Origin of the sequence: Catenuloplanes nepalensis (assembly GCF_030811575.1) — a bacterium.
Lineage (GTDB): Bacteria > Actinomycetota > Actinomycetes > Mycobacteriales > Micromonosporaceae > Catenuloplanes > Catenuloplanes nepalensis.
Window position 1 is genome coordinate 2,623,631 of record NZ_JAUSRA010000001.1, and the last position, 20,888, is coordinate 2,644,518.

Genomic DNA, 20,888 nt, shown 5'->3' on the forward strand with positions numbered 1-20,888 from the left:
AGGTTCATGGGTCGTGTCTGACCTGCCGTCGCCGTCGTATGACGATCTCCTTGCGGAGAACGTGGTGTTGCGGGCGATGGTGGCGGACGTGACGGCTCGGCTGGAGCAGGCGATGGGCCGGATCGCGGAGCTTGAGGCTCGGTTGAAGCAGTCGTCGTCGAACTCGTCGAAGCCTCCCTCGTCGGACGGGTTGGCGAAGCCGTCGCCGAAGTCGTTGCGGCCGCGGTCGGGTCAGGGTCCGGGACGGCCGAAAGGCCAAGACGGGGTCACTTTGCAACGCTTCGCGGATGCGGATGTGGTCCGGCACGTGCCCGCGGTGTGCGGCGGGTGCGGGGATAGCCTGGCCGGCGCGGACGAGGTCGATATGTTCTGGCGGCAGGTGGTCGATGTGCCACCGGTGACACCGCAGGTGACCGAGCATCAGATGATCACCGTCAAATGCCGGTGTGGGCACCACACCACCGCGCCCGCACCACCGGAAGCGACGGCACCGATGGTGTACGGGCCTCGGCTGGCCGGGATCGGGGTGTATCTGCTGCACGGGCAGTTCCTGTCGGTGTCGCGGACCGCCGCCGCGCTCAAGGACCTGTTCGGGGCGCCGGTCGCCGCCGGCACGGTGGCCGGCTGGGTGAAACGCACCGCGCTGGGCATCATCGACACGGTGTTACCGGTGATCGCTGGGCGGATCATCAACGCACCGGTCGCGAATTTCGACGAGACCGGGATGCGGGTCGCCGGCCGCCTGGCGTGGCTGCACTCGGCGTCCACTCCCACGGATGTGCTCCTCGCGGTGCACACCACACGCGGCACGAAAGCGATGGACGCGATCGGGGTGCTGCCGACGTTCACCGGGGTCGCGGTGCACGACGCGTGGGCGCCGTACGACACCTACACGCACATGAGCCACGCCCTGTGCAACGCGCACGCGTTGCGTGAGCTGATCTACGTCACCGACACCGCTACCGGTCCGGTCGCCGAGCACGCCGAGCAGGCGGCCACCGCGCTGCGCCGGCTGAACCGGCTCACCGCCGACGCCACCGAGCGGATCCCCGACCCGGAGAAGCTCGCCTTCTACCAGCACGTCCTGCACAGCGCAGTCGTCCTCGGCGTCGCGGCCACCGCCACGCGGGCCAGCAAACTCGAACGCAAATACCACGCCCTGTTCGTCCGGCTCCGCAACCGCCGCGACGACTACCTGCGCTTCGTCACCGACCCCGCCGTCCCGTTTGACAACAACCGGGCGGAGCAGACGATCCGTATGCCGAAACTACGTGTCAAGGTCTCCGGCAGCATGCGCACCACGACCGGCGCCGAACACTTCGCCGCGATCCGCAGCTACACCGCCACCGCCGCCCGGCAAGGCATCGACACCCTCGACGCCCTCATCCAGGCCACCACCGGCAACCCCTGGATCCCCACCCCGGCCTGACCGGCAACCACCACCGGCCCGTAACGTGGCCCGGGGCCGCCGCGTGCCCAAATCAGCCACCTATCCAGTCACGAGGATATTATGTATGAAGGGTCGGATCGTCTGACCTGGAACGAGGCATTCAACTGGGCTAGAATAAGTTCCGGAAATTGGGAATGGCTCTGCCAGCACGGTCTTGGTGGCACATATGAATATTGCATTTCAAATAACCTAGTTAGGGAGCCGCCAAGTCTTGCTGAGACTGCCCTAGCTACAAGCGTTATTCTAGGATCGTTGGTGTGTGGCGCGGCGATTGTGGCCTGCGTTAGTGGAGCGGCGGCCATCGTTGTCGAAGCGGCCGAATTCGCCGCCACGGGAAGTGCCATCTCGACGGGCCTGATCACTGCCGAGGTGGGCATCGCGGGAGGCGCCGGTCTAACCGCCGCAGGCGCCGCCGCAAAGCTTTTCTGCAGCTTCAGCGGCGACACCCGGGTCCTCATGGCAGACGGAACCTCGAAAGAAATCGCGGACATCGAGGTCGGAGACGAGGTTGCTGCGAGCGACCCCGAAACTGGGGAAAGCGGCGCCCGGAAGGTCACGCATCTGTGGCCTCACCGCGATGACCTCGTTCTAGTGCGAATCGACGGCGAGACCCTCAAGACCACGGAGGATCACCCCGCCTGGAACGCCAGCGACCACCAATGGCAGAGGATGGACGAACTCGATGTCGGCGACGCCCTCCTAACTCCGAGTGGCCGTCCCGCCATCCTCGAAGACATCGAGTACGGGTTCTCCTTCGGAGCGGCAGCCTACGACCTCACCGTCGATGACCTCCACACGTACTATGTGCTCGCCGGCAACACCCCGGTGCTGGTGCACAACGACGGTGGCGACGATCTGGTTCGTGTTGGGCGCTGGATGTCTCAAGGTGAGTTTGATGAGATGTCTCGTACGGGAGTGGTGCAGCGAGGCGGTGGTGGCTACACCTATGTCGTGCATCCCGCCAATCCCGATGCTTATCGGTCGGCTCGTCCGGGGTCTGTATACGCTGAGTTTGATGTCCCGCGTTCCTCGCTGATTCCAGGAGGCAGGCCGGGAGACTATAAGATGTCGGATGCGGACACCCTGCATTCGCGGCTTGCGGTCAAGAAGGGTGGCGTTCCGTATCAACTCCCGGGCGTCTCCAACATCGCCAAGGGAGGATGCTGATGGGTGCTGACCTGCTGAAAGATGCCATATATTTGATTAACCGTGCCGAACTGAGTTTGACTGAGCATGCGTTCGAATCGAAAGTTGAATTGTCGCCAGAAGATCGCAATCCGCGTTCGATCAGCTGGATTGTGGAAGGTGCATCGCGGATGAGTCAGGTCGTTTTGTGGGCAGACGGTCAGTCGGAGATGGATTTGGCTGAGGTGGCGAGCGGTCAGATTGTGTCAGAGCACTGCCAAGTTGATGGTGAATCATCGCTGACCGAGCTTTTTGATCGTGTTAGGTCATGGCTGCTGGATGGCTCGACGGCCTGATCCTAAATACTTATCACGGGCGGCGGGCGGGTCACGCTCCGTAAGGACTCGTCCGCTGTTGTGTGTTGGGGTGCGCAGTTGTCGGCCCGCGTTGCCGTCACGGCTGCCGTCAATGCGATCTATCGATCTAAGATCATCGATTGACTGAGGTTCGGTGCGAGCTGGGCGGACGGTGCGTCAAGGTACACGCCAGTAAGGCGCTACATGCGCAGCTCTCTCGTCGCGCTGCGGCACTTCACCGTCACCCTTGCCTATGGTTGGCGGCTTGGTGTTGGCGGGCGTGCGCGCGGGGCCGTAGGTCTGTAGCGCGTGCGCGCGGCCCGGCTCCGCCGGGCCGTCTTGATTATGTAGAGCAGTTTTGAACCAGCCTTGTCGAGCCGGGTTACTGCTTGGGTTCGCGGGTGCGGCTGCTGCGCCGTTTGGTTGGCGCGGCCGGCGGCTTGTCGTCGCTGGTGACGGCTGCGATGGCGGGTGGCTTGGCGAAGTTGCCGTGGTCGGCCTGGTATTTGATCACTTCGTCGATGAGCGAACCGTGGGTGTCGGCGTGGCCGAGGAGGTCTTGCAAGGCGGCGTTTTTCTCGTCGAGGGTGCGGGCCTGGTGGTAGCGGATGGTGATGGCCTGCTGGTCGGCGAGGTAGGCGGTGACCCGGCGCCTGAGTTCGGGGTCGTCGATCGGCTCCTGTAGGACTCCGCCGCGCAGGAGGTCGAAGGCGTCGGGGTGCACGAAGGTGCCTTTGCCGGCGACGGCGTAGGTGATGCGCCGGTTTTGCAGCTCGCGCAGCGCCCGTTGGGCGGTCATGGAGGCCACGCCGTACACGTCGGCCATTTTGCGGGCGGACGGTAGGGGGTCGTTGGGGTTGAGGCGTCCGTCGCGGATCTGGTCGAGGATGTCGTCGACGACCTGTTGGAACAGGGCTCGTTTGTCGTCGGGGTCGTGGGCCATGCCCGGAATCTTAGTCGTCACGGGCTGATCAGGCGAGACGGGTGTCACATGACACTCATGCCATCAACCCTCTTGACTGCCACGGGTGTCACGTGACACCTTAGACGCACGGGACGCACGCCGTGGTGGCGTGGACCGCAAGTCAAGGGAGCAACAACATGCTGGTGTTGCCGATTGATGGCAGCCGGATGCTGCTGGTGCTGGGTTTGCCGGTGCCGCAGTTCAAGGACAAGGCCAACGGTGTCGCCGCGACCGACCGGGTCACGGGCGCACCGCTGGCGGAGGTACCCCTCGCGTTGACGGTGGAGGGTGGGCAGCCGCAGGTGTTGCGGGTGTCGGTGCCGCAGCCCTCCATACCCAAGGACCTCGCCGTGGGGCAGATGGTCCGGGCGGCCGGGTTGACGTTCATCGCGGGGGAGAAGAACGGCCGGGCCTGGCAGATCTTCCGGGCCGAGTCGTTGACGGGGGTGAAGGCCGGATGATCGAACCTCCCGGCCTGAACTCCCTCATGATGGTGCCGGCCGTCGTGCTGGCAGTCGCCGCCATGGCCGCACTCGTGTGGCTCGGCGCGCACGTCGTCCGCTACGTGGCGGCTGGCAAGCAGGCGCGGCCGGTGCTGCGGGCGGCGTGGCGGATCAAGTACACGTGGCGGCGGACCGCCCGCCGGGTGGGCCTTGTGCAGATCGAGCGGCGCCGACCGCCGATCTGGTCCTCGACCCCATGCACGACCGTGATCACCCGGGAACTGTTACCGGCGATCACCGTCCACCGCGAGCGGTGGGGCGTGCGCGTCGACGCGTCCACCGTCGGCCGGCTTGGGCTCAAGGAATTCACCGACGCTGCTGGGCATCTGGCCGATGTGTGGCGGGTGCCGCTGGTCCGGGTGGAGCAGACCCAGCCGGGCCGGGTGAGGCTGCGCGCCTTGCTGTCCGACCCGCTCACCGAACCATCGACGTGGACGGACATGTCCGGTGACCCGGCGGTGTGGGCGGCTGGGATCGACGCCGACGGGCAGCCGGTCACCATCCGCAGCGCCGGAGTGTCCGGGGTCGTGGTCGCGGGCCTGGCCGGCTACGGCAAGACCAGCTTCCTCAACGTCCGCTTCTGCCAGCTGGCTCCGTCGGCGGCGGTGCAGTTCGTGCTCATCGACGGCAAGGGCGGCCCGGACTACGACGACCTGTTCACCCGCGCCTGGCTGTCGGCGAAGGACGATCCGCAACTCGTGCGGGACCACCTCGCGCGGGTGCGGGATCTGATGGTGGCCCGGCAGCAGACGATCCGGGCGGTGCTCGGGGTGAAGAACATGTGGCACGTCGGCCCGTCCGCCTTCTGGCCGCTGGTCGTGGTGGTGATCGATGAGGCGCACACGTTCTTGAACGAGACCAAGGGCACCGACGCCGAGTCCAAGCGTCTCGACGCCCTCGCCAGGGAGACGGCCCGGTTGACCGAGGAGTTGATCCGTAAGGGCCGTAACGTCGGCATTCAGGTCGTCCTGGCCACGCAGAAGGCGACCGGTGATGCTATTCCGACCCGGATCCGGGACAACTGCCAGGTGGCGGTGTCCTTCGCGCAGCGCACCTCGGAGGCGGCCACAGCGGCGCTCGGCTCGGACATCAGCGGGTTCCCGGATGAGCATCCCCGCCGGTTGCAGGACCCGGCCTATGTCGGGGTGGCGTCGATGGTCGCCGAGGGCCGGCCCGGGTTCACCCTGGTCCGCACGCCGTACGTGCCGGACGCTGTCGCCGATCGGATCGCCGCCCAGACGGCGGATCTGGTCCGTGACCCGATCGGTCTGTTGACCGCGTGCGAGGTGAGGGCAGATGCCTGAACCTGCGCGGATTCCCGGGCAGAGCGGCGGCTCATTCCGCCAAGAACACTCCGCCGCGCTGCCCGGGTCCAGTCCCTGTCCCAGCAGTGAGAAGGAACCACCCCCGATGATGTCAGCCACCCCCGACCACGCGGAGGCGGGCTGGCTTGTCCGGCTCGCCGAGTCCGCCGACCTGCAACACCGCGTCGGCGCCTGCCAGCACCCGATCACCGTGACCGGCCGGGTCGTGCTCGTCGAACGCGGCACCGGCCGGATCCTCGACGACCCGGACACCCGGAGCAGCGTGGTGCTGCGGTGTCGGAGCCGCCGCGTGTCGGTGTGTCCACCGTGCGCGGCGTTGTACAAGCTCGACGCCTACCACCTGATCGCCGCCGGTCTGCACGGTGGCAAGGACACCCCTGCCGGCGTCGCCGGACGGCCGAGGCTGTTCATAACCTTGACGGCGCCGTCGTTCGGGCCGGTCCACCTCGGCCCGGATCGGCACGGCCAACCGAGGGCCTGCCATCCCCGCGCCCGACGCGTCTCGGTCCGTCGTGGGTGTGGTCGCTGGCATCCGGCCGGTGACCCGCTGATCGGTACCTCGCTGGATCCCGGCGGTTACGACTACACCGGTCAGGTGTTGTTCAACGCCCACACCGGGCGGTTGTGGGCGCGGTTCGTCCAGCAGTCCCGGCGGGCGCTGGTCACCACCGCCGGTCTGCCCCGCGATGTCGCGGCGTCGCAGGTGCGGATGGTGTTCGCCAAGGTCGCTGAGTTCCAAGCCCGCGGCGTGGTCCACCTGCACGCCGTGGTCCGCCTGGACGGCCCCGACGGTCCCGCTTCACCGCCGCCGCTCTGGGCCACTGTCACGGTGTTGGAGCGTGCACTCCGGATCGCCGTCCGCCGGGTCATGGTCGGTGTTCCTGGTGGTCGTCGGGTCGCGGCGCGGTCGTTGCGGTGGGGCCGGCAGTTCGACATCCGGCCGATCGCCGTTGATGGTGGCTTGTCGGAGATCGTGGTGGCCCGCTATGTGGCCAAGTACGCCACCAAGGCCGCGGAGGTCGCGGGAATCGATCTCGGCCCGATCTTCTGCCGCGTCTGCGACGGCCACGGCGCCCATCCCGTTCGTGACCGGGGCGCCGGGCGCCTGCTGTGTCGTCGCTGCTCGGGAACCGGACGGCGACCCGGCGTCGACCTTCGGGAACTGGGCGATCATGCCCGACGGCTCGTCGAGACGTGCTGGTGGCTCGGCGGGCAACCCGCGTTCGCCAGTCTGCGGCTGCGCCGGCACGCGCACACGTTCGGGTTCCGGGGCCACTTCGCCACCACGTCGCGTGCCTACTCCACCACGTTCACGGCGCTGCGTGCCGAGCGTCGCCACTGGACCCACGGGCAGCGAGCGGCCGGGCTCGGCCTCGACCCGGCAGCCGTCCTGGTCGTCGGGGACTGGCGCTACACCGGCCGTGGCGCCAAGGCAGGTGCGGCATGAGCACAGATCTGCTCACCGTCGGGCAGGTGATGGCCCGGCTGCAAGTCTCCAAACACACCGTCTACCAGCTCATCCGCACCCGCCGGTTGCGGTCGGTGCGCATCGGCCGGTGCCGTCGCATCCCCGCCTCCGCCCTGACCGCCTACCTGCACGACCTGGACCGGGAGGTGACCGGTCATGGCCGGTAAGAAACGCGCCAACGGCGAAGGAACCATCTACCAGCGCGCTGACGGCCGGTGGGAAGGCGCCGGCTATGTCCTAACCGCCGAAGGCGCCAGTAAACGGGTCCGTGTCTATGGCGCCACCCGTAAACAGGCCGCCGACAAGCTGACCGAGAAACTCGCCGACTCCCACCACGGCCGACCCGTCCCGGTCAACCCGAGCATGACCGTCGGTGATTACCTGCTGCACTGGCTGACCACCGTGGCCGTGCACCGGGTCCGGCCGACCACCTACACCAACTACGACACCTACGTGCGGACATTCCTCATCCCCGGACTCGGCCACCGCCCGCTGCACGCGCTGTCCGTTGCTGAGGTCCGCACGTTCCTCGACGGCACTGCCGCGGTGTGTCAGTGCTGAGCCCGTGGCTGGGATGCCCGCCGCGACCCGCACCACCGGCGCAAGGATCGCCGGCCCCGGTGCTGCACGATCGGCAAGTGCTGCCAGCATCGGGTGCAACCGGCCACCATCCGCTACATCCGCGCGGTGCTGTCCGCCGCGCTCGCCCACGCCGTCCGCGAAGAAGTGCTGCACCGCAACGTCGCCTCCGCGGTGCGGCTGACCACCCCACGCCGCACCGGCTACCAGCCGTTCACCGCAACCGAAGCCCGCAAATACCTGTACTCCGCCGCATTCCACCGCCACGGCACCCTGTTCGAACTCGCCCTACGCACCGGGCTGCGCCGAGGAGAACTGCTCGGCCTGCAATGGGCCGATCTCGACCTGGACAGCGGGCACCTGTCCGTGCGGCGAACCCTCGCCCGCGTCAAGGGCGGCGTGAGCTTCCAACCGCCCAAGACCGAGGCATCACAACGCAAGATCCTGCTCCCGGCCGCCTGTATCGCCGCGTTGAAGCGCTACCGGCAGCGGCAAGACCTCGACCGCAGGGAAGTCGGCGACCAGTGGACCGATCTCGACCTGGTGTTCGCCTCGTCAACCGGCCGTCCGCTCGACCCGGCCTACCTGCACCGGCAACACGAAACCCTCTGCTACCTGGCCGAAGTCCGCTACATCCGATTCCATGATCTTCGGCATTCGTGTGCGACGTTGCTGCTGGAACAGGGCGTCGAACTCGTGACGATCAAAGACCTGCTCGGCCACTCCCGGCTGCACGTCACCGCCGACGTGTACGCCCACGTCCGGCCCCGCCTGCACCGCAACGCCATCGAAGCCCTCAACCAGGCCCTCGACCCGACCATCACGACCCCGACTGATTGATTCGGGGTGAGGGACACCTGCGCCAGCACACCGGAATTCCGGTGCAGCCTGCGAAGGTGTCCCTCACCCCGGTGGCACCCACCGGCAGGGCATCTACACCACAAGCTACGAGCCACGGCCGGACACTGAAACGTCCCTGACGCCATCTGCGCGGACGTTTCCACGTTCTTCAAGCGTCCCTCATGTGTCCGCTACCGTGCCGGTATGAGCCAGCGACTGCGCAGCGCCCTGCTGCGCGCGAACCTCGACCCGGGCGGCCTCGCCGCCGCCGTCGGGGTGGACACCAAGACTGTCACCCGGTGGCTGTCCGGCCGGATCCCCCGCCAGCGCACCCGCCTGGCCGTCGCCGACCTGCTCGGCGAGACCGAGACCGACCTGTGGCCGCAAACCCGACCGGACCTCGCTCCCGGAGCCGAAGCCACCGCCGAAATTGCCAGCGCCTGGGCACACCGCGCCGATATACCGCAGCACCTGTGGACGTCGCTGCTCACCAACGCCACCAGCCGCATCGACCTGCTCGGCTACGCCTACCCGTTCATCCTTGAACTGGTCCCCGACGGCATGCAGCGGCTGGCCGACAAAGCGACCGACGGCGCCCGGATCCGGCTCGCGTTCGCCGACCCCGACTGCGATCACGTCGCCGAACGCGACGCCCTGGAACAGATCGGCGGCACCCTGCCCGGCCGCATCCGCAACGCCCTCAACGTCTGCGAATCCCTCCACCAGGTCGCCGGGGTGGAGATCGGCCTGCACACCGTGCACCTGTACAACGCGGTGTTCCGCTTCGACTCCCAGATGATCGTCACGCCGTACCTGTACCGCGCACGCGGCTACCAACACCCGGCCCTGCACCTGCGCGAACTCTCGCCGTACGGGATCTTCGCCTCATTCGCCGACCAGTTTGAACAGATCTGGCAAACCACCGTCTCGTACCCCGGCGGACAGCCGCGATGACCGGCCGCCGCGACTACTACCACGACCCGGCCGCACCCAAGGCCAACAGCCTCGTGCCCGGCGGCTCCGCCCTGGTCGTCGACGACCACGGCCACGTCCTGCTGCAACGCCGCGCGGACTCCGGCAACTGGGCACTACCCGGCGGCACCATGGACATCGGCGAAACACTCGACCAGTGCGTCATCCGCGAGGTGAAAGAAGAAACCGGCCTCAACATTGAGATCACCGGGCTGCTGGGCATCTACACCGACCCGCACCACGTCATCGCGTACGCCGACGGGGAAGTCCGGCAGGAGTTCAACGTGACCTATCTTGGCCGAGTCATCGGCGGCACGATCGCGGTCAGCGACGAATCCACCGACGTCCGCTTCATCGACCCCGCCGACTTCGACGACATCCCGATCCACGACACCGTCCGGCTCCGCCTCCGACACCACGCCGAACACCGCAATCATCCCCACCTCGGATAGCCCCCAAAACCCGAACCGGGTCAGCATCGTGTGCCGTCGCCTGTCCAGGTGGCCGTCACCGTTGCCGTCAATCACCCACCAGCCACCGTTCGGCCGGGCGCATTAGACGAGAAAGGGCAGGTCAACGGGATGAACGGGCAGACCACGCTGCGTGATCGGCGTGGAAATCCCACACGTACTATGTGCTCGCCGGCACCACGCCCGTGCTGGTGCACAACACGAACGGTTGCATTCCGTGGTCGAGTGGAAGCGTTAGTAGCGCTGCGAGGTCAATCGAAAACGGCGCTACAAGCATCAACGTTCGGTCACGTGCGGAGGCCGAGGAGTTGTTCCTTGGCGTATACCAAGGACAGGGCTACCGAAACGCTACCGGATTCGATGGCGTTGGGACGAAACAGTATTTTGGATCGAAGGTTGGTACCTACCATTGGGACGACGTGCTAGGGGCTGACGGGAGAGTGGTGGGCCATGGGGCAAGCAATGCCGACGGTGCGTTGCCGCACCTGCAGGTCCACACGTTCGAAGGTCCAATCGTGCGGATATTCTGGGGCGGCTAAGTGAAGACTCAAGCTAAGAACCGCCTGGTGATGAGCAAGGCGCATGTCTCGGCGCGTAGGGTGAGCGGCTCCGACGACAGCTACTCCTGGGTCTGGGTTCTTCCTCTTCCGGATGGCCGATTCAGAATTGCCGCTATTGAAGTCCCGAAGCATTTGGTCGACGAGGACATCTGCTTCGCGGAAGAAGACATGAGGGTGCCCTACCTGAAAATCGTGGATGAACTAGGTGGCGTCGATGCGGCGGTTCAGGAAGCTGGTGTCGACCCCGAGACGTTGGATGCTCCTTGGAATAACGACTTTCCCTTGTAGCGCTCCCTAGGCAGCTGAATGCCGGTTGCTGTTGTGGCGGTCGGAATGGGTTACTTCGCGACGGAGTGGCGCCATCACCATGCGTGTTGGTGTCGCTCCGTCGCGTGCTGAAGGTCGTAGTTGTGCGTCCCGGTTGATGTCAGGGCTGATGTCAGGCACTTGGCATGACCGTAAATTCATCAATGTCTTGCTGGCGATGCGCCGAAGGTGGCCGGCGGGCGGCGATGCGACGTGATCGAGCAGCGACCGGCTCGGTGCGATGGCCGGCCTGTCCGGTGCCTCGGCGCGTAGCGTCGTGGCGTCGATCCCCGGAACCCACTGCGGTGCTGATCCACTGAGGGATCGTCACGATCTGTTGTTGCGCGGTGGCGGTTTCGCGCTTCTGGTGGTTCGTCGGGTGCGTGCGCGCGGGCCGAAGGTGTAGCGCGTGCGCGCGGCCCGGCCGTGGCCGGGCCGTTCTTGATCAGAGTGAAGCAGTTTGTAGCCAGCCCGCGGCGCTGCTGGGGAGGGTTCTATTTCGTGGTACGGCGTCGGTCGTCGGTTTCCGGTGTTTCGGTGGCGGGTGGTTGGGTGTCGGGTCCGGCGGTGGCGTTGAGTTCGGTCTGGTATCGGTCGATTTCTGCCTGGTCGACTTGTTGGCGTTGGTCTTCGAGGATGACGCTGAGTAGGTGCATTTCGGCTTGGAGTTGGGCGGCTTTGGGCTTGTCGTGAAGGTTGTCGAGCCATTCGCTGGCTTTGGTGGCGAGGGTGTCGCGGGTGCGCAGGTATTTGGCGAGCGGGGCGCTGACGGTGATGCCGTCGCGGGTGCGGACGGGTTGGCCGTCGAGGAGTTTGATGCGGTCGGTGGCGTCGGGGTGCACGAAGCTGCCTTTGCCGGCCATGCCGTAGGACAGGCCGAGGGCTTGTAGTTCCCGCAGGGCGCGTTGGGCGGTCATCGCGGACACGTCCCAACCCTCGGAGATCTCTTTGGCCGACGGTAGCCGGTCGCCGGGGTTCAGGGTGCCGGCGCGGATGCGGTCGAGGATGTCGTCGACGACGCGTTGGAACAGTGCCCGTTTGTCGGTCGGGTCATACGTCATGCCCGAATCCTAACGCTACCGAGGTAGCACGTGTAGCTCTGCCTAAAAACTTATCCGCTCCCGGATCTTGTTATCGCACGGATAGCACGTGCTACCTTGGCGGCACGGATGGCAAGCCCTGCCGATGGGGCTTCCGTGGTCAAGGAGCCGAAACAACCTGTGATGGTGCTACCACTCGACAACAGCCGAAGCCTGCTCGTCCTCACCGCTCCGGCACCGCAGTTCAAGGACAAGGCGAACGGGGTCGCCGCCACCGACCGCGACACCGGCGCGCCGCTGGTGGAGGTCGCGGTCGCGCTCACGATGGACGGCGGAACGCCGCAGGTCTTGCGGGTCTCCGTCCCGGAGCCGGGGGTGCCGAAGAGCCTGGCGATGGGACAACTGGTCAAGGCGACCGGCCTGACGCTGATCTCGGGCGAGAAGAACGGCCGCTCCTGGAACCTGTTCCGGGCCAACGCGTTGACGACGGTGCCGGCGTGGCCGGCCCGGACGATCTCGCCGACCTGATCACCGATCAGCTCGCCAACCCCGAACAGCTCATCTACTTGCCACTGGCAGTGGCGGCACCGGTCGCAGTCTGGTGGACGGCCCGGCTGCTGCTCCTACTGAGTCGCTACGCCCGTGCGGACAGGATGCTGCGGCCGATGCTGCGCCGCGCATGGTCGATCAAGGCCGGGTGGTCCCGCGACGCCCGCCGGGTCGGCCTGGTCCAGATCGACCGGTCCCGACCCCGATGGTGGTCCTCGCCCCCGACCGCTTCGGTGATCGAACGGGAGATGATCCCGGCGATCCGGGTCCAGGCGTGCTGGTGGGGTGTCCTGGTCGACGCCCGCAGCGTGGGACGCCTCGGCCTTACCGCCTTCCAGCAGGCGGCACCGCATCTGGCCGACGTGTGGAAGGTGCGACAGGTCCGGGTGGAACAACCCAGCCCCGGCCTGGTCCGGTTACGGGCGATCGTGCGTGACCCGCTCACCGAACCCACCCCACCGGCCGACCCCCACGCCATCGAAGGCTCCACGCCGCTTCCGCTGCCGACCGATCCGGCCGTCTGGCATGCCGGGGTGGACGCCGACGGCGTCCCGGTGATTATCCGCTCGTCGGGGGTGTCCGGGGTGGTGGTCGCGGGCCTGGCCGGGTACGGCAAGACGTCGTTTATCAACGCCCGCCTGGTCCAGTTGGCCCCACTGCCGCAGGTCCAGTGGGTGCTCATCGACGGCAAGGGCGGCCCGGACTACGACGACCTGTTCGCCCGGGCCTGGCTGTGCGCCAAGGACGACCCCGGGCAGGTCCGCGATCACCTGGCCACGGTTCACCGGCTGATGATCGACCGTCAGCACACGATCCGATCGGTGTTGGGTTGCAAGAACATGTGGCAGGTGGGGCCGTCGCCGGCCTGGCCGTTGGTGCTGGTCGTCATCGACGAGGCGCACACGTTCTTCAACGAGAGCAAGGGCACCGACGCGCAGTCCAAACAGTTGGACGCCCTTGCCCGAGCCACGACGCGGCTGGTCGAGGAGCTGATCCGCAAGGGCCGCAACGTGGGGATTCAGGTCGTGCTGGCCACGCAGAAGGCCACCGCCGACGCGATCCCGACGAAGATCCGCGACAACTGCCAGGTCGCGGTGTCGTTCGCGCAGCGCACCAGCGAAGCCGCGACCGCGATCCTCGGCTCGGACATCACCGCCGCACCGGATGAGCACCCCCGCCGGCTGACCGATCCGGCCTACATCGGGGTGGCGTCGATGGCTGCCGCCCACCGGCCCGGATTCACCCTCATCCGCACCCACCACGTTCCCGACGAACTGGCCGACCGCATCGCCGGGCAGCACGCGCACCTGGTCCGTGACCCGGCACGGCTGCTACAGCAGCAGACCACGGCCACCGCAAGCCAGAACGACATCAGGGAAGACGGCGACCCAATCCGCCAAGATCCGCCCGCCGCCTTCCCCTCCTCCAAGCCCGTACAGCACGCTGAACAGGACTCGCCACGATGATGCCCCACCCCCACGATTCCGGCGACGCGGGCGCGCTGGCCCGGATCATCCTCGCCGCCGACACCCAGCAGTCCGGCGAGTGCGAACACCCGATCCGGATGGCCGGGACCGGTCTGCTCGTTGATGCCGGCACCGGCCGGATCCTGCACCGGCACACCAGCGACGGCCCGGCGATCATGGTGCGGTGCCGTAACCGGCGGGCGTCGATCTGCCGCCCTTGTTCGGCGCTGTATCGCCTCGACGCCTACCACCTGATCACCGCCGGGCTGCGCGGCGGCAAAGATACTCCCGCCGATGTCAGCGGCCGGCCGCGGCTGTTCGTCACCCTGACCGCCCCCTCGTTCGGCCCGGTACACCGCGGCCCCGCCGGTGACGGCACACCCCGCCACTGCCATCCGCGCAAGGGTGGTGATCGGTGCGGGCGCTGGCATCCGGCCGGTGATCCGTTGATCGGCACCCCGCTGAACCCCGGCCGCTACGACTACACGGGGCAGGTGCTGTTCAACGCCCACGCCGGACTGCTGTGGCGCAGGTTGACCATCGACATCCGCCGGGCGCTGGCCCGTACGGCCGGACTGTCCCGGCGTGACGCTCACGCGCTGGTGCGGATCGTGTTCGCCAAGGTCGCCGAGTTCCAGGCTCGCGGCTGCGTGCACTACCACGCCATCATCCGTCTCGACGGCCCGCACGGCCCCGGCACGCCACCACCGGCCTGGGCGAGCGCCGACCTGCTGGCCGACGCGATCCGCACCGCCACCGCCGCGCTGCGCCTGACCAGCCCCGGCACCGCCACCATCGCGCGGACCCTGCGGTGGGGTCGGCAGCTCGACATCCAACCGCTGCCCGCAGGCGACCCGGACCAGCCCGACCTCACGATCGCCCGGTATGTCGCCAAGTACGCCACCAAAGCCGCCGAGATCACCGGCGTGACGATCCCACCACTGTTCTGCCGCTGCTGCGCCGGCACCGGAGTCCGTGAACACCGCGACGGCGGGCAGACACTATGCCGGGTCTGCTCGGGCACCGGGCGTCGCCGTGGAACCGACCTGTCCGGCCTGACCCGGCACGGGCGCACCCTGGTCCAGGTGTGTTGGCGGCTCGGCGTCATCCCCGCCCTCGCACCGCTGCGGCTGCGGCGCTGGGCACACCAGATCGGCTACCGCGGTCACGTCACCACCAAGAGCCGCACCTACTCCACCACCTTCGCCGCCCTACGCGGTGAACGCCGCACCCACAGCATCACCGCGCACGCCCAGCAACTGGGCATCGACCCCACCGCACACCAGCTGGTCGTCGGCGGTGACTGGCGCTACGCCGGCGACCACTCACCACCCCGCCGTCACGATGGTGCCGCCGAGAGAGCCGGGGGTGAGCGGTGATGAGCCCGGACCTGCTCACCGTCGAAGACGTCATGGCCCGCCTGCAACTCGGCAAACACTCGGTCTACGACCTGATCCGAACCCGCAAACTCGCCTCCGTCCAGATCGGCCGATGCCGGCACATCCCCGCCCGCGCCCTCACCCACTACCTCGACTCGCTGATCAAGGAGGCCGCACCGCATGGCCGGTAGTAGGAAAGCCAACGGTGAAGGCACCGTGTTCCAGCGCATGGACGGACGCTGGCAAGGCGCCGGATACGTCCACGCCGCCGACGGCACCCGCAAACGCGTCTACGTCTACGGCGACACCCGCAAGCAGGCCACCGACAAGTTGGCCGACAAACTGGCCGCATCGAACCGGGGCGTGGTCGTCGCCGCCGACCCTACGCTGACCGTCGGCGACTATCTCGATCACTGGTTGCACACCGTCGCGAAACCCCGGATCCGGGCGACCACCTTCACCACCTACGAGCACCTGGTACGCCGCTATCTCATCCCCGGCCTCGGCAGCCGCCGTCTCGGCATGTTGACCGTCCGCGACGTACGTACCTACCTCGACCACGTCCGCACCACCTGTCAATGCTGCGCTCAGGGCATTGACGCGCGACGCGACCCCACCAACCGGCACCGACAGTCCCGGCCACGCTGCTGCGCCATCGGCGCGTGCTGCAACAAGACCGTACGACCCGCCACCATCCGCTACATCCGCGGCGTCCTCTCCGCAGCGCTGGCCGACGGGGTCCGCGACGACATCCTCGGCCGTAACGTCGCCTCCGCTGTCCGGCTACCCGGCACGCGAAGCACCTTCCAGCCGTTCACCGCGAAAGAAGCCAGCCGCTACCTGCTCACCGCCGCCACCAACCGGCACGGGCCACTGTTCGAACTCGCCCTGCGCACCGGCATGCGACAAGGTGAGATCCTCGGCCTGAAATGGACCGACATCGACCTCGACCGCGGGCACCTCTACATCCAGCGCACCCTCGCCCGCACCAAAGGCGGACCCACCTTCCAACCCGTGAAAACCTACCGCTCCGCCCGCCGCATCCTCGTTCCGCAAGGCTGCCTCACCTCCCTGAAACGCCAGCAATGGCGTCAGAACACCGACCAACGCGCCGCCGGTGACACCTGGCAAGACACCGGCCTGGTCTTCACCAACCCGCGCGGCGGACCACTCGACCCCCGCACCGTCTTCGACAACCACCGCGCCATCTGCGACATGGCCGACCTCCGATACATCCGGTTTCACGACTTGAGACACACCTGCGCCAGCCTGCTCCTCGAACGCGGTGTCGAACTGATCACCATCAAAGAGCTTCTTGGACACGCTCAAATATCGACAACTGCGGACATTTACTCCCATGTCCGGGTCCGGCTTCAGCAAGGAGCCATCGAAGCCATGAACGCCGCACTCGCCGACAGCGACCCAGACGACCAGCCCGACGACGAAGGCGAACCGCCACCCACCCCAGCCCTCCGATAGAAGTAGGCCCACAACCGAACACCTGAGCGCCCCGTCTCACGGCACCCCAGCCAGGGACGGGGCGCTTCACGTCACCCGCCGTATCTCCTCGGTGCGATTCTGCTGCCATCGTTGACATCGCCGGCCAACTGGCCATGTCGCAGACCCGCCTCCGTGAGCGCTGTCCGCCGTCTACGTGCGCCGACGTGCGCGGGCGTTGATGTCGCCGCCGATGTCAGCATCGCCATCCCTCGATCTCAAACGGAAGGAGGTGACCACGAAACCCCAGGTGAACGGCATCATTCGGCCGATGTCCCCGCCTCGCGTCGCGTGAGAACTCCACACGTACTATGTGCTCGCCGGCAACACACCCGTGCTGGTGCACAACTGCGGCGACCTTGTGGGTGACGCAGCCCGGTTCCCGAATGCTCACGTTCTTAACGAGCATGTCAATGTGTCTGACGCCCAACTTGTCCAAATGGCTCAAGCGACTGGAGTAAAATCGCGGTTCCTTGACCTTCAAACCGCTCAGCAGGTTGTTGATTACGGATTGGCCGGGAATAAGGGCAAGATTGATAGGTGGCTCCGTGGAGGCGGCGTGGGGAACCTTGAAATCAACGGCAGATTCGGTGCGAATAACCCGATTGGTGTGGTGGCAAGAGCGGATGGGCCGATTTCACCCAGCAGTAATGCCTATACCATCGTTCTTCAGCGCGCTCAGGGGCATTCTGGAGGGTATTATGTCTACACGGCGTGTGACTGGATAGGTGGCTGATTTGGGCACGCGGCGGCCCCGGGCCACGTTACGGGCCGGTGGTGGTTGCCGGTCAGGCCGGGGTGGGGATCCAGGGGTTGCCGGTGGTGGCCTGGATGAGGGCGTCGAGGGTGTCGATGCCTTGCCGGGCGGCGGTGGCGGTGTAGCTGCGGATCGCGGCGAAGTGTTCGGCGCCGGTCGTGGTGCGCATGCTGCCGGAGACCTTGACACGTAGTTTCGGCATACGGATCGTCTGCTCCGCCCGGTTGTTGTCAAACGGGACGGCGGGGTCGGTGACGAAGCGCAGGTAGTCGTCGCGGCGGTTGCGGAGCCGGACGAACAGGGCGTGGTATTTGCGTTCGAGTTTGCTGGCCCGCGTGGCGGTGGCCGCGACGCCGAGGACGACTGCGCTGTGCAGGACGTGCTGGTAGAAGGCGAGCTTCTCCGGGTCGGGGATCCGCTCGGTGGCGTCGGCGGTGAGCCGGTTCAGCCGGCGCAGCGCGGTGGCCGCCTGCTCGGCGTGCTCGGCGACCGGACCGGTAGCGGTGTCGGTGACGTAGATCAGCTCACGCAACGCGTGCGCGTTGCACAGGGCGTGGCTCATGTGCGTGTAGGTGTCGTACGGCGCCCACGCGTCGTGCACCGCGACCCCGGTGAACGTCGGCAGCACCCCGATCGCGTCCATCGCTTTCGTGCCGCGTGTGGTGTGCACCGCGAGGAGCACATCCGTGGGAGTGGACGCCGAGTGCAGCCACGCCAGGCGGCCGGCGACCCGCATCCCGGTCTCGTCGAAATTCGCGACCGGTGCGTTGATGATCCGCCCAGCGATCACCGGTAACACCGTGTCGATGATGCCCAGCGCGGTGCGTTTCACCCAGCCGGCCACCGTGCCGGCGGCGACCGGCGCCCCGAACAGGTCCTTGAGCGCGGCGGCGGTCCGCGACACCGACAGGAACTGCCCGTGCAGCAGATACACCCCGATCCCGGCCAGCCGAGGCCCGTACACCATCGGTGCCGTCGCTTCCGGTGGTGCGGGCGCGGTGGTGTGGTGCCCACACCGGCATTTGACGGTGATCATCTGATGCTCGGTCACCTGCGGTGTCACCGGTGGCACATCGACCACCTGCCGCCAGAACATATCGACCTCGTCCGCGCCGGCCAGGCTATCCCCGCACCCGCCGCACACCGCGGGCACGTGCCGGACCACATCCGCATCCGCGAAGCGTTGCAAAGTGACCCCGTCTTGGCCTTTCGGCCGTCCCGGACCCTGACCCGACCGCGGCCGCAACGACTTCGGCGACGGCTTCGCCAACCCGTCCGACGAGGGAGGCTTCGACGAGTTCGACGACGACTGCTTCAACCGAGCCTCAAGCTCCGCGATCCGGCCCATCGCCTGCTCCAGCCGAGCCGTCACGTCCGCCACCATCGCCCGCAACACCACGTTCTCCGCAAGGAGATCGTCATACGACGGCGACGGCAGGTCAGACACGACCCATGAACCTACCAGCCTCTACATCGGACCTCGCTGCCGCCCGGACTACCTATCCAGTTACCACGGCGTACCCTCGCTGAGGAGTCCGGATGAATCCTGTTGCTGACTTTGATTTCGGCGTCACTGCCCTGGCTCAGCAGTTCCATCAGGACTGGCCAAGTGAGGGGGCGCCGATGGATGTTGCTATTGCGTACCTAAATGGGCAGTCTGCCGCACATCTTGCGGCGCTGGCGGATGATCTCTCGTTCATGATTGAATGGAACGCGAGAGGCGACTACGCAGGAAGTATTTGGTTTGCAAGCACCATGGGGAACTATCAGTCTCGGCTTGCCGGAATGTCTAGCAAGGGTCTCCTTAGGCTGGTTCTTGGAGAATGTAACGAGAGGCTGAAGAGGGAGAGCAGGCCTCTGTCGTCTGGTTTGCGCTATAGAGAGTGCGGGGGCGAGGTGCGACGGGTAATCCAGCAACTCCATGATCGTCTGTCGGATTGCCTTATTCGATCGGGCCTCGGTGGTGCCCTTGGGGAGGGGTCGTCGGCAGCGGTGGAAGCACTCCATCAGTACGCTGACTCGGAGGCTCGGCCTGAGCTCGCATTTCGCTTCCTTCTAAGACTGCTTGTCGCTAGTAATTGCACGATCGGGCTTGCTGAGTACGAAGATCTCCGAGAGGTCGGTACGGCCATGGGCTATGGGCTTTTCTTGGTGTCCACCGTGGAATTTTTAGTCGAGTAGAAATTTGACAATTTTAAAATCCTGAACTGGCATGCCTGGGGTGTGTTCTTCGTCGGTTCGCCTAGCCTCGATCCGTCAGATGGGTTCGCTCCCTGCCTGACCGTTTCGGCTTGACCGTTTTGTCCACTAGGTTCGGGCGTGTGATCGCCACGTGTCGCTGTGGGTGCGTGAGGTCTCCGGGCTCGGGAAGCGGCTTTCTGCTGGTAGGTGCAGGATTCGGCGGGTCGGGTGGCCAGTGGTAGCAGGGTGAGGCGTTGCCAGCACAGGGTGAACGCGTCGGCCCAGGGCCAGGTCTCGGGGATCGACAGCACGCGGCGGCGGGCGTGGGTGGTGAGTCTGCCGGGCAGGTGCAGGAGTCGGTAGCGCAGGGTGCCGGGTTCGGCGTGAGCGAGGTCGGCCTGGTCGTGCAGGCCGAGCAGCCGCATCCAGGCGGTCAGGTCGGCGGCGATGTTGCAGGTCAGGACCCAGCCGCGGTTGACGGTCCAGGCTTTCGACGGCAGGTTGCGCAGTCCCATGGCCTTGGCATGCCGGACTTGATCTTCTACTCCAGCGTGAGCACGATGCAAAGCGTCGAGCCATTGCGGCTGGTGCGAGCCGGGCACCCCCGCGATGCGCGTGATGTTGGTGGCCACGATCTGGTAGCGCCAGCCGGTGCGTTTCTCCAGCTCGGTGAGGTTCTTGACGTGTCGGGCCGACGGCTTGGTACGTCGCACGAGCAGTCGCAGGGTGCCGGTCCAGCCGGCGAGCCGGGTGTTGAGGCCGGTCAGTTCCGCGACGTGTGCGTCGCTGGTGGCGGTGCCGTCCTGGTGGAGGCTGTCGGTCCAGGCGTCGGCGGGCAACCGGTCGATCGCGGTCTCGTCAGCCGCCGTGATCGTCCAGCCGACGGTGAACCTCACGCTGCGCCATACCCGGTTCATCTGTTCGAGGTGCTCAAGAAGCTCGTGAGTGGCGCCGGCGCCGTCGACGCGGATCAGCAGCTTGCGCCGGTAGGCGACCGGGAGCTGCGATCGCGTCACCGAGGACCCGGATGTGGTCAGCGACCGTGTTCGATCCGGCGTTACCGGATCGCAGCAGCATGGCCAGGTGTCAGCGCTCACGAAA

Annotated in this window: 19 protein-coding genes and 2 pseudogenes; 17 read left to right on the forward strand and 4 right to left on the reverse strand. The window is 66.7% G+C overall.

Features of this window, described 5'->3' with window-relative positions; genetic code table 11:
- Positions 1 to 13 precede the first annotated feature (13 nt).
- The 3 genes from tnpC (J2S43_RS10975) to J2S43_RS10985 all read left to right on the forward strand — a co-directional run bounded on the left by tnpC (J2S43_RS10975) (position 14) and on the right by J2S43_RS10985 (position 2,931).
- Positions 14 to 1,429: an IS66 family transposase gene (gene tnpC, locus J2S43_RS10975; protein ID WP_306827493.1), complete on the forward strand. Its 1,416-nt coding sequence runs from the start codon at positions 14 to 16 to the stop codon at positions 1,427 to 1,429.
- 276 nt (positions 1,430 to 1,705) lie between these two features.
- Positions 1,706 to 2,617, forward strand: a complete 912-nt coding sequence (locus J2S43_RS10980) for a Hint domain-containing protein (RefSeq protein WP_306839248.1) — start codon at positions 1,706 to 1,708, stop codon at positions 2,615 to 2,617.
- A complete protein-coding gene (locus tag J2S43_RS10985) occupies positions 2,617 to 2,931 on the forward strand; it encodes an immunity protein TriTu family protein (RefSeq protein ID WP_306828778.1) in 315 nt (104 codons plus the stop codon). Before J2S43_RS10980 ends, J2S43_RS10985 begins: the two co-directional genes overlap by 1 nt.
- 382 nt (positions 2,932 to 3,313) lie before the next feature.
- Here J2S43_RS10985 and J2S43_RS10990 read toward each other — a convergent pair whose 3' ends face one another.
- Complete coding sequence (locus J2S43_RS10990; RefSeq protein WP_306828779.1) at positions 3,314 to 3,874, reverse strand: GntR family transcriptional regulator; 561 nt, start codon at positions 3,872 to 3,874, stop codon at positions 3,314 to 3,316.
- 158 nt (positions 3,875 to 4,032) lie between these two features.
- Here J2S43_RS10990 and J2S43_RS10995 point away from each other — a divergent pair, with 158 nt between their 5' ends.
- From J2S43_RS10995 to J2S43_RS11030, 8 genes and pseudogenes are all read left to right on the forward strand, one after another.
- The gene (locus tag J2S43_RS10995) at positions 4,033 to 4,356 is read left to right on the forward strand and encodes a hypothetical protein (RefSeq protein WP_306828781.1); all 324 of its coding nucleotides are present in this window, start codon (positions 4,033 to 4,035) and stop codon (positions 4,354 to 4,356) included.
- Between the two features lie 26 nt (positions 4,357 to 4,382).
- Positions 4,383 to 5,699 (forward strand): annotated as a pseudogene (locus J2S43_RS11000) (FtsK/SpoIIIE domain-containing protein); the annotation flags it as partial.
- A 109-nt stretch (positions 5,700 to 5,808) separates the two neighbouring features.
- Complete coding sequence (locus tag J2S43_RS11005) at positions 5,809 to 7,170, forward strand: replication initiator (protein ID WP_306828782.1); 1,362 nt, start codon at positions 5,809 to 5,811, stop codon at positions 7,168 to 7,170.
- Complete coding sequence (locus tag J2S43_RS11010) at positions 7,167 to 7,358, forward strand: helix-turn-helix domain-containing protein (protein WP_306828783.1); 192 nt, start codon at positions 7,167 to 7,169, stop codon at positions 7,356 to 7,358. Before J2S43_RS11005 ends, J2S43_RS11010 begins: the two co-directional genes overlap by 4 nt.
- Positions 7,348 to 8,610, forward strand: a pseudogene (locus tag J2S43_RS11015) (tyrosine-type recombinase/integrase). Before J2S43_RS11010 ends, J2S43_RS11015 begins: the two are co-directional and overlap by 11 nt.
- A gap of 204 nt (positions 8,611 to 8,814) precedes the next feature.
- Positions 8,815 to 9,564: a DUF5919 domain-containing protein gene (locus tag J2S43_RS11020; RefSeq protein WP_306828784.1), complete on the forward strand. Its 750-nt coding sequence runs from the start codon at positions 8,815 to 8,817 to the stop codon at positions 9,562 to 9,564.
- Complete coding sequence (locus tag J2S43_RS11025; RefSeq protein ID WP_306828786.1) at positions 9,561 to 10,034, forward strand: NUDIX domain-containing protein; 474 nt, start codon at positions 9,561 to 9,563, stop codon at positions 10,032 to 10,034. Before J2S43_RS11020 ends, J2S43_RS11025 begins: the two co-directional genes overlap by 4 nt.
- A 557-nt stretch (positions 10,035 to 10,591) precedes the next feature.
- Complete coding sequence (locus J2S43_RS11030) at positions 10,592 to 10,900, forward strand: hypothetical protein (protein ID WP_306828788.1); 309 nt, start codon at positions 10,592 to 10,594, stop codon at positions 10,898 to 10,900.
- Positions 10,901 to 11,412: 512 nt separating this feature from the next.
- On the opposite strand, the gene J2S43_RS11035 is transcribed toward J2S43_RS11030, so the two are convergent.
- Positions 11,413 to 11,979, reverse strand: a complete 567-nt coding sequence (locus tag J2S43_RS11035) for a GntR family transcriptional regulator (protein ID WP_306828790.1) — start codon at positions 11,977 to 11,979, stop codon at positions 11,413 to 11,415.
- 159 nt (positions 11,980 to 12,138) lie between these two features.
- On the opposite strand from J2S43_RS11035, the gene J2S43_RS11040 reads away from it, so the two are divergent.
- The 6 genes from J2S43_RS11040 (at position 12,139) to J2S43_RS11065 (ending at position 17,585) form a co-directional block, all read left to right on the forward strand.
- Complete coding sequence (locus tag J2S43_RS11040) at positions 12,139 to 12,486, forward strand: SCO3933 family regulatory protein (protein WP_306828791.1); 348 nt, start codon at positions 12,139 to 12,141, stop codon at positions 12,484 to 12,486.
- Between the two features lie 32 nt (positions 12,487 to 12,518).
- The gene (locus J2S43_RS11045) at positions 12,519 to 13,973 is read left to right on the forward strand and encodes a P-loop NTPase family protein (RefSeq protein WP_370881755.1); all 1,455 of its coding nucleotides are present in this window, start codon (positions 12,519 to 12,521) and stop codon (positions 13,971 to 13,973) included.
- Complete coding sequence (locus J2S43_RS11050) at positions 13,970 to 15,352, forward strand: replication initiator (protein WP_306828792.1); 1,383 nt, start codon at positions 13,970 to 13,972, stop codon at positions 15,350 to 15,352. Before J2S43_RS11045 ends, J2S43_RS11050 begins: the two co-directional genes overlap by 4 nt.
- Positions 15,349 to 15,543: a helix-turn-helix domain-containing protein gene (locus J2S43_RS11055; RefSeq protein WP_306828793.1), complete on the forward strand. Its 195-nt coding sequence runs from the start codon at positions 15,349 to 15,351 to the stop codon at positions 15,541 to 15,543. Before J2S43_RS11050 ends, J2S43_RS11055 begins: the two co-directional genes overlap by 4 nt.
- Positions 15,533 to 16,831, forward strand: coding sequence for a tyrosine-type recombinase/integrase (locus J2S43_RS11060; protein WP_306828794.1), 1,299 nt, complete (start codon positions 15,533 to 15,535; stop codon positions 16,829 to 16,831). Before J2S43_RS11055 ends, J2S43_RS11060 begins: the two co-directional genes overlap by 11 nt.
- A 352-nt stretch (positions 16,832 to 17,183) precedes the next feature.
- Complete coding sequence (locus tag J2S43_RS11065) at positions 17,184 to 17,585, forward strand: RNase A-like domain-containing protein (protein ID WP_306828796.1); 402 nt, start codon at positions 17,184 to 17,186, stop codon at positions 17,583 to 17,585.
- 52 nt (positions 17,586 to 17,637) lie between these two features.
- Here the strand turns inward: J2S43_RS11065 and tnpC (J2S43_RS11070) are convergent, their stop codons facing one another.
- Together tnpC (J2S43_RS11070) and J2S43_RS11075 are read right to left on the reverse strand one after the other, a co-directional pair.
- The gene (gene tnpC / locus J2S43_RS11070; protein ID WP_306827493.1) at positions 17,638 to 19,053 is read right to left on the reverse strand and encodes an IS66 family transposase; all 1,416 of its coding nucleotides are present in this window, start codon (positions 19,051 to 19,053) and stop codon (positions 17,638 to 17,640) included.
- Positions 19,054 to 19,741: 688 nt separating this feature from the next.
- Positions 19,742 to 20,884 carry a transposase gene (locus tag J2S43_RS11075; protein ID WP_306828797.1) on the reverse strand — a complete coding sequence of 381 codons (1,143 nt, stop codon included), beginning with the start codon at positions 20,882 to 20,884 and terminating at the stop codon, positions 19,742 to 19,744.
- Positions 20,885 to 20,888: the final 4 nt, after the last annotated feature.

What these genes read in the sequence shown, in the direction of transcription:
- J2S43_RS10985 (WP_306828778.1), top strand. Translation starts at nt 2,617, where the DNA reads ATGGGTGCTGACCTGCTGAAAGATGCCATATATTTGATTAACCGTGCC.
- J2S43_RS10990 (WP_306828779.1), bottom strand. Translation starts at nt 3,874, where the DNA reads ATGGCCCACGACCCCGACGACAAACGAGCCCTGTTCCAACAGGTCGTC.
- J2S43_RS10995 (WP_306828781.1), top strand. Translation starts at nt 4,033, where the DNA reads ATGCTGGTGTTGCCGATTGATGGCAGCCGGATGCTGCTGGTGCTGGGT.
- J2S43_RS11005 (WP_306828782.1), top strand. Translation starts at nt 5,809, where the DNA reads ATGATGTCAGCCACCCCCGACCACGCGGAGGCGGGCTGGCTTGTCCGG.
- J2S43_RS11010 (WP_306828783.1), top strand. Translation starts at nt 7,167, where the DNA reads ATGAGCACAGATCTGCTCACCGTCGGGCAGGTGATGGCCCGGCTGCAA.
- J2S43_RS11020 (WP_306828784.1), top strand. Translation starts at nt 8,815, where the DNA reads ATGAGCCAGCGACTGCGCAGCGCCCTGCTGCGCGCGAACCTCGACCCG.
- J2S43_RS11025 (WP_306828786.1), top strand. Translation starts at nt 9,561, where the DNA reads ATGACCGGCCGCCGCGACTACTACCACGACCCGGCCGCACCCAAGGCC.
- J2S43_RS11035 (WP_306828790.1), bottom strand. Translation starts at nt 11,979, where the DNA reads ATGACGTATGACCCGACCGACAAACGGGCACTGTTCCAACGCGTCGTC.
- J2S43_RS11050 (WP_306828792.1), top strand. Translation starts at nt 13,970, where the DNA reads ATGATGCCCCACCCCCACGATTCCGGCGACGCGGGCGCGCTGGCCCGG.
- J2S43_RS11060 (WP_306828794.1), top strand. Translation starts at nt 15,533, where the DNA reads ATGGCCGGTAGTAGGAAAGCCAACGGTGAAGGCACCGTGTTCCAGCGC.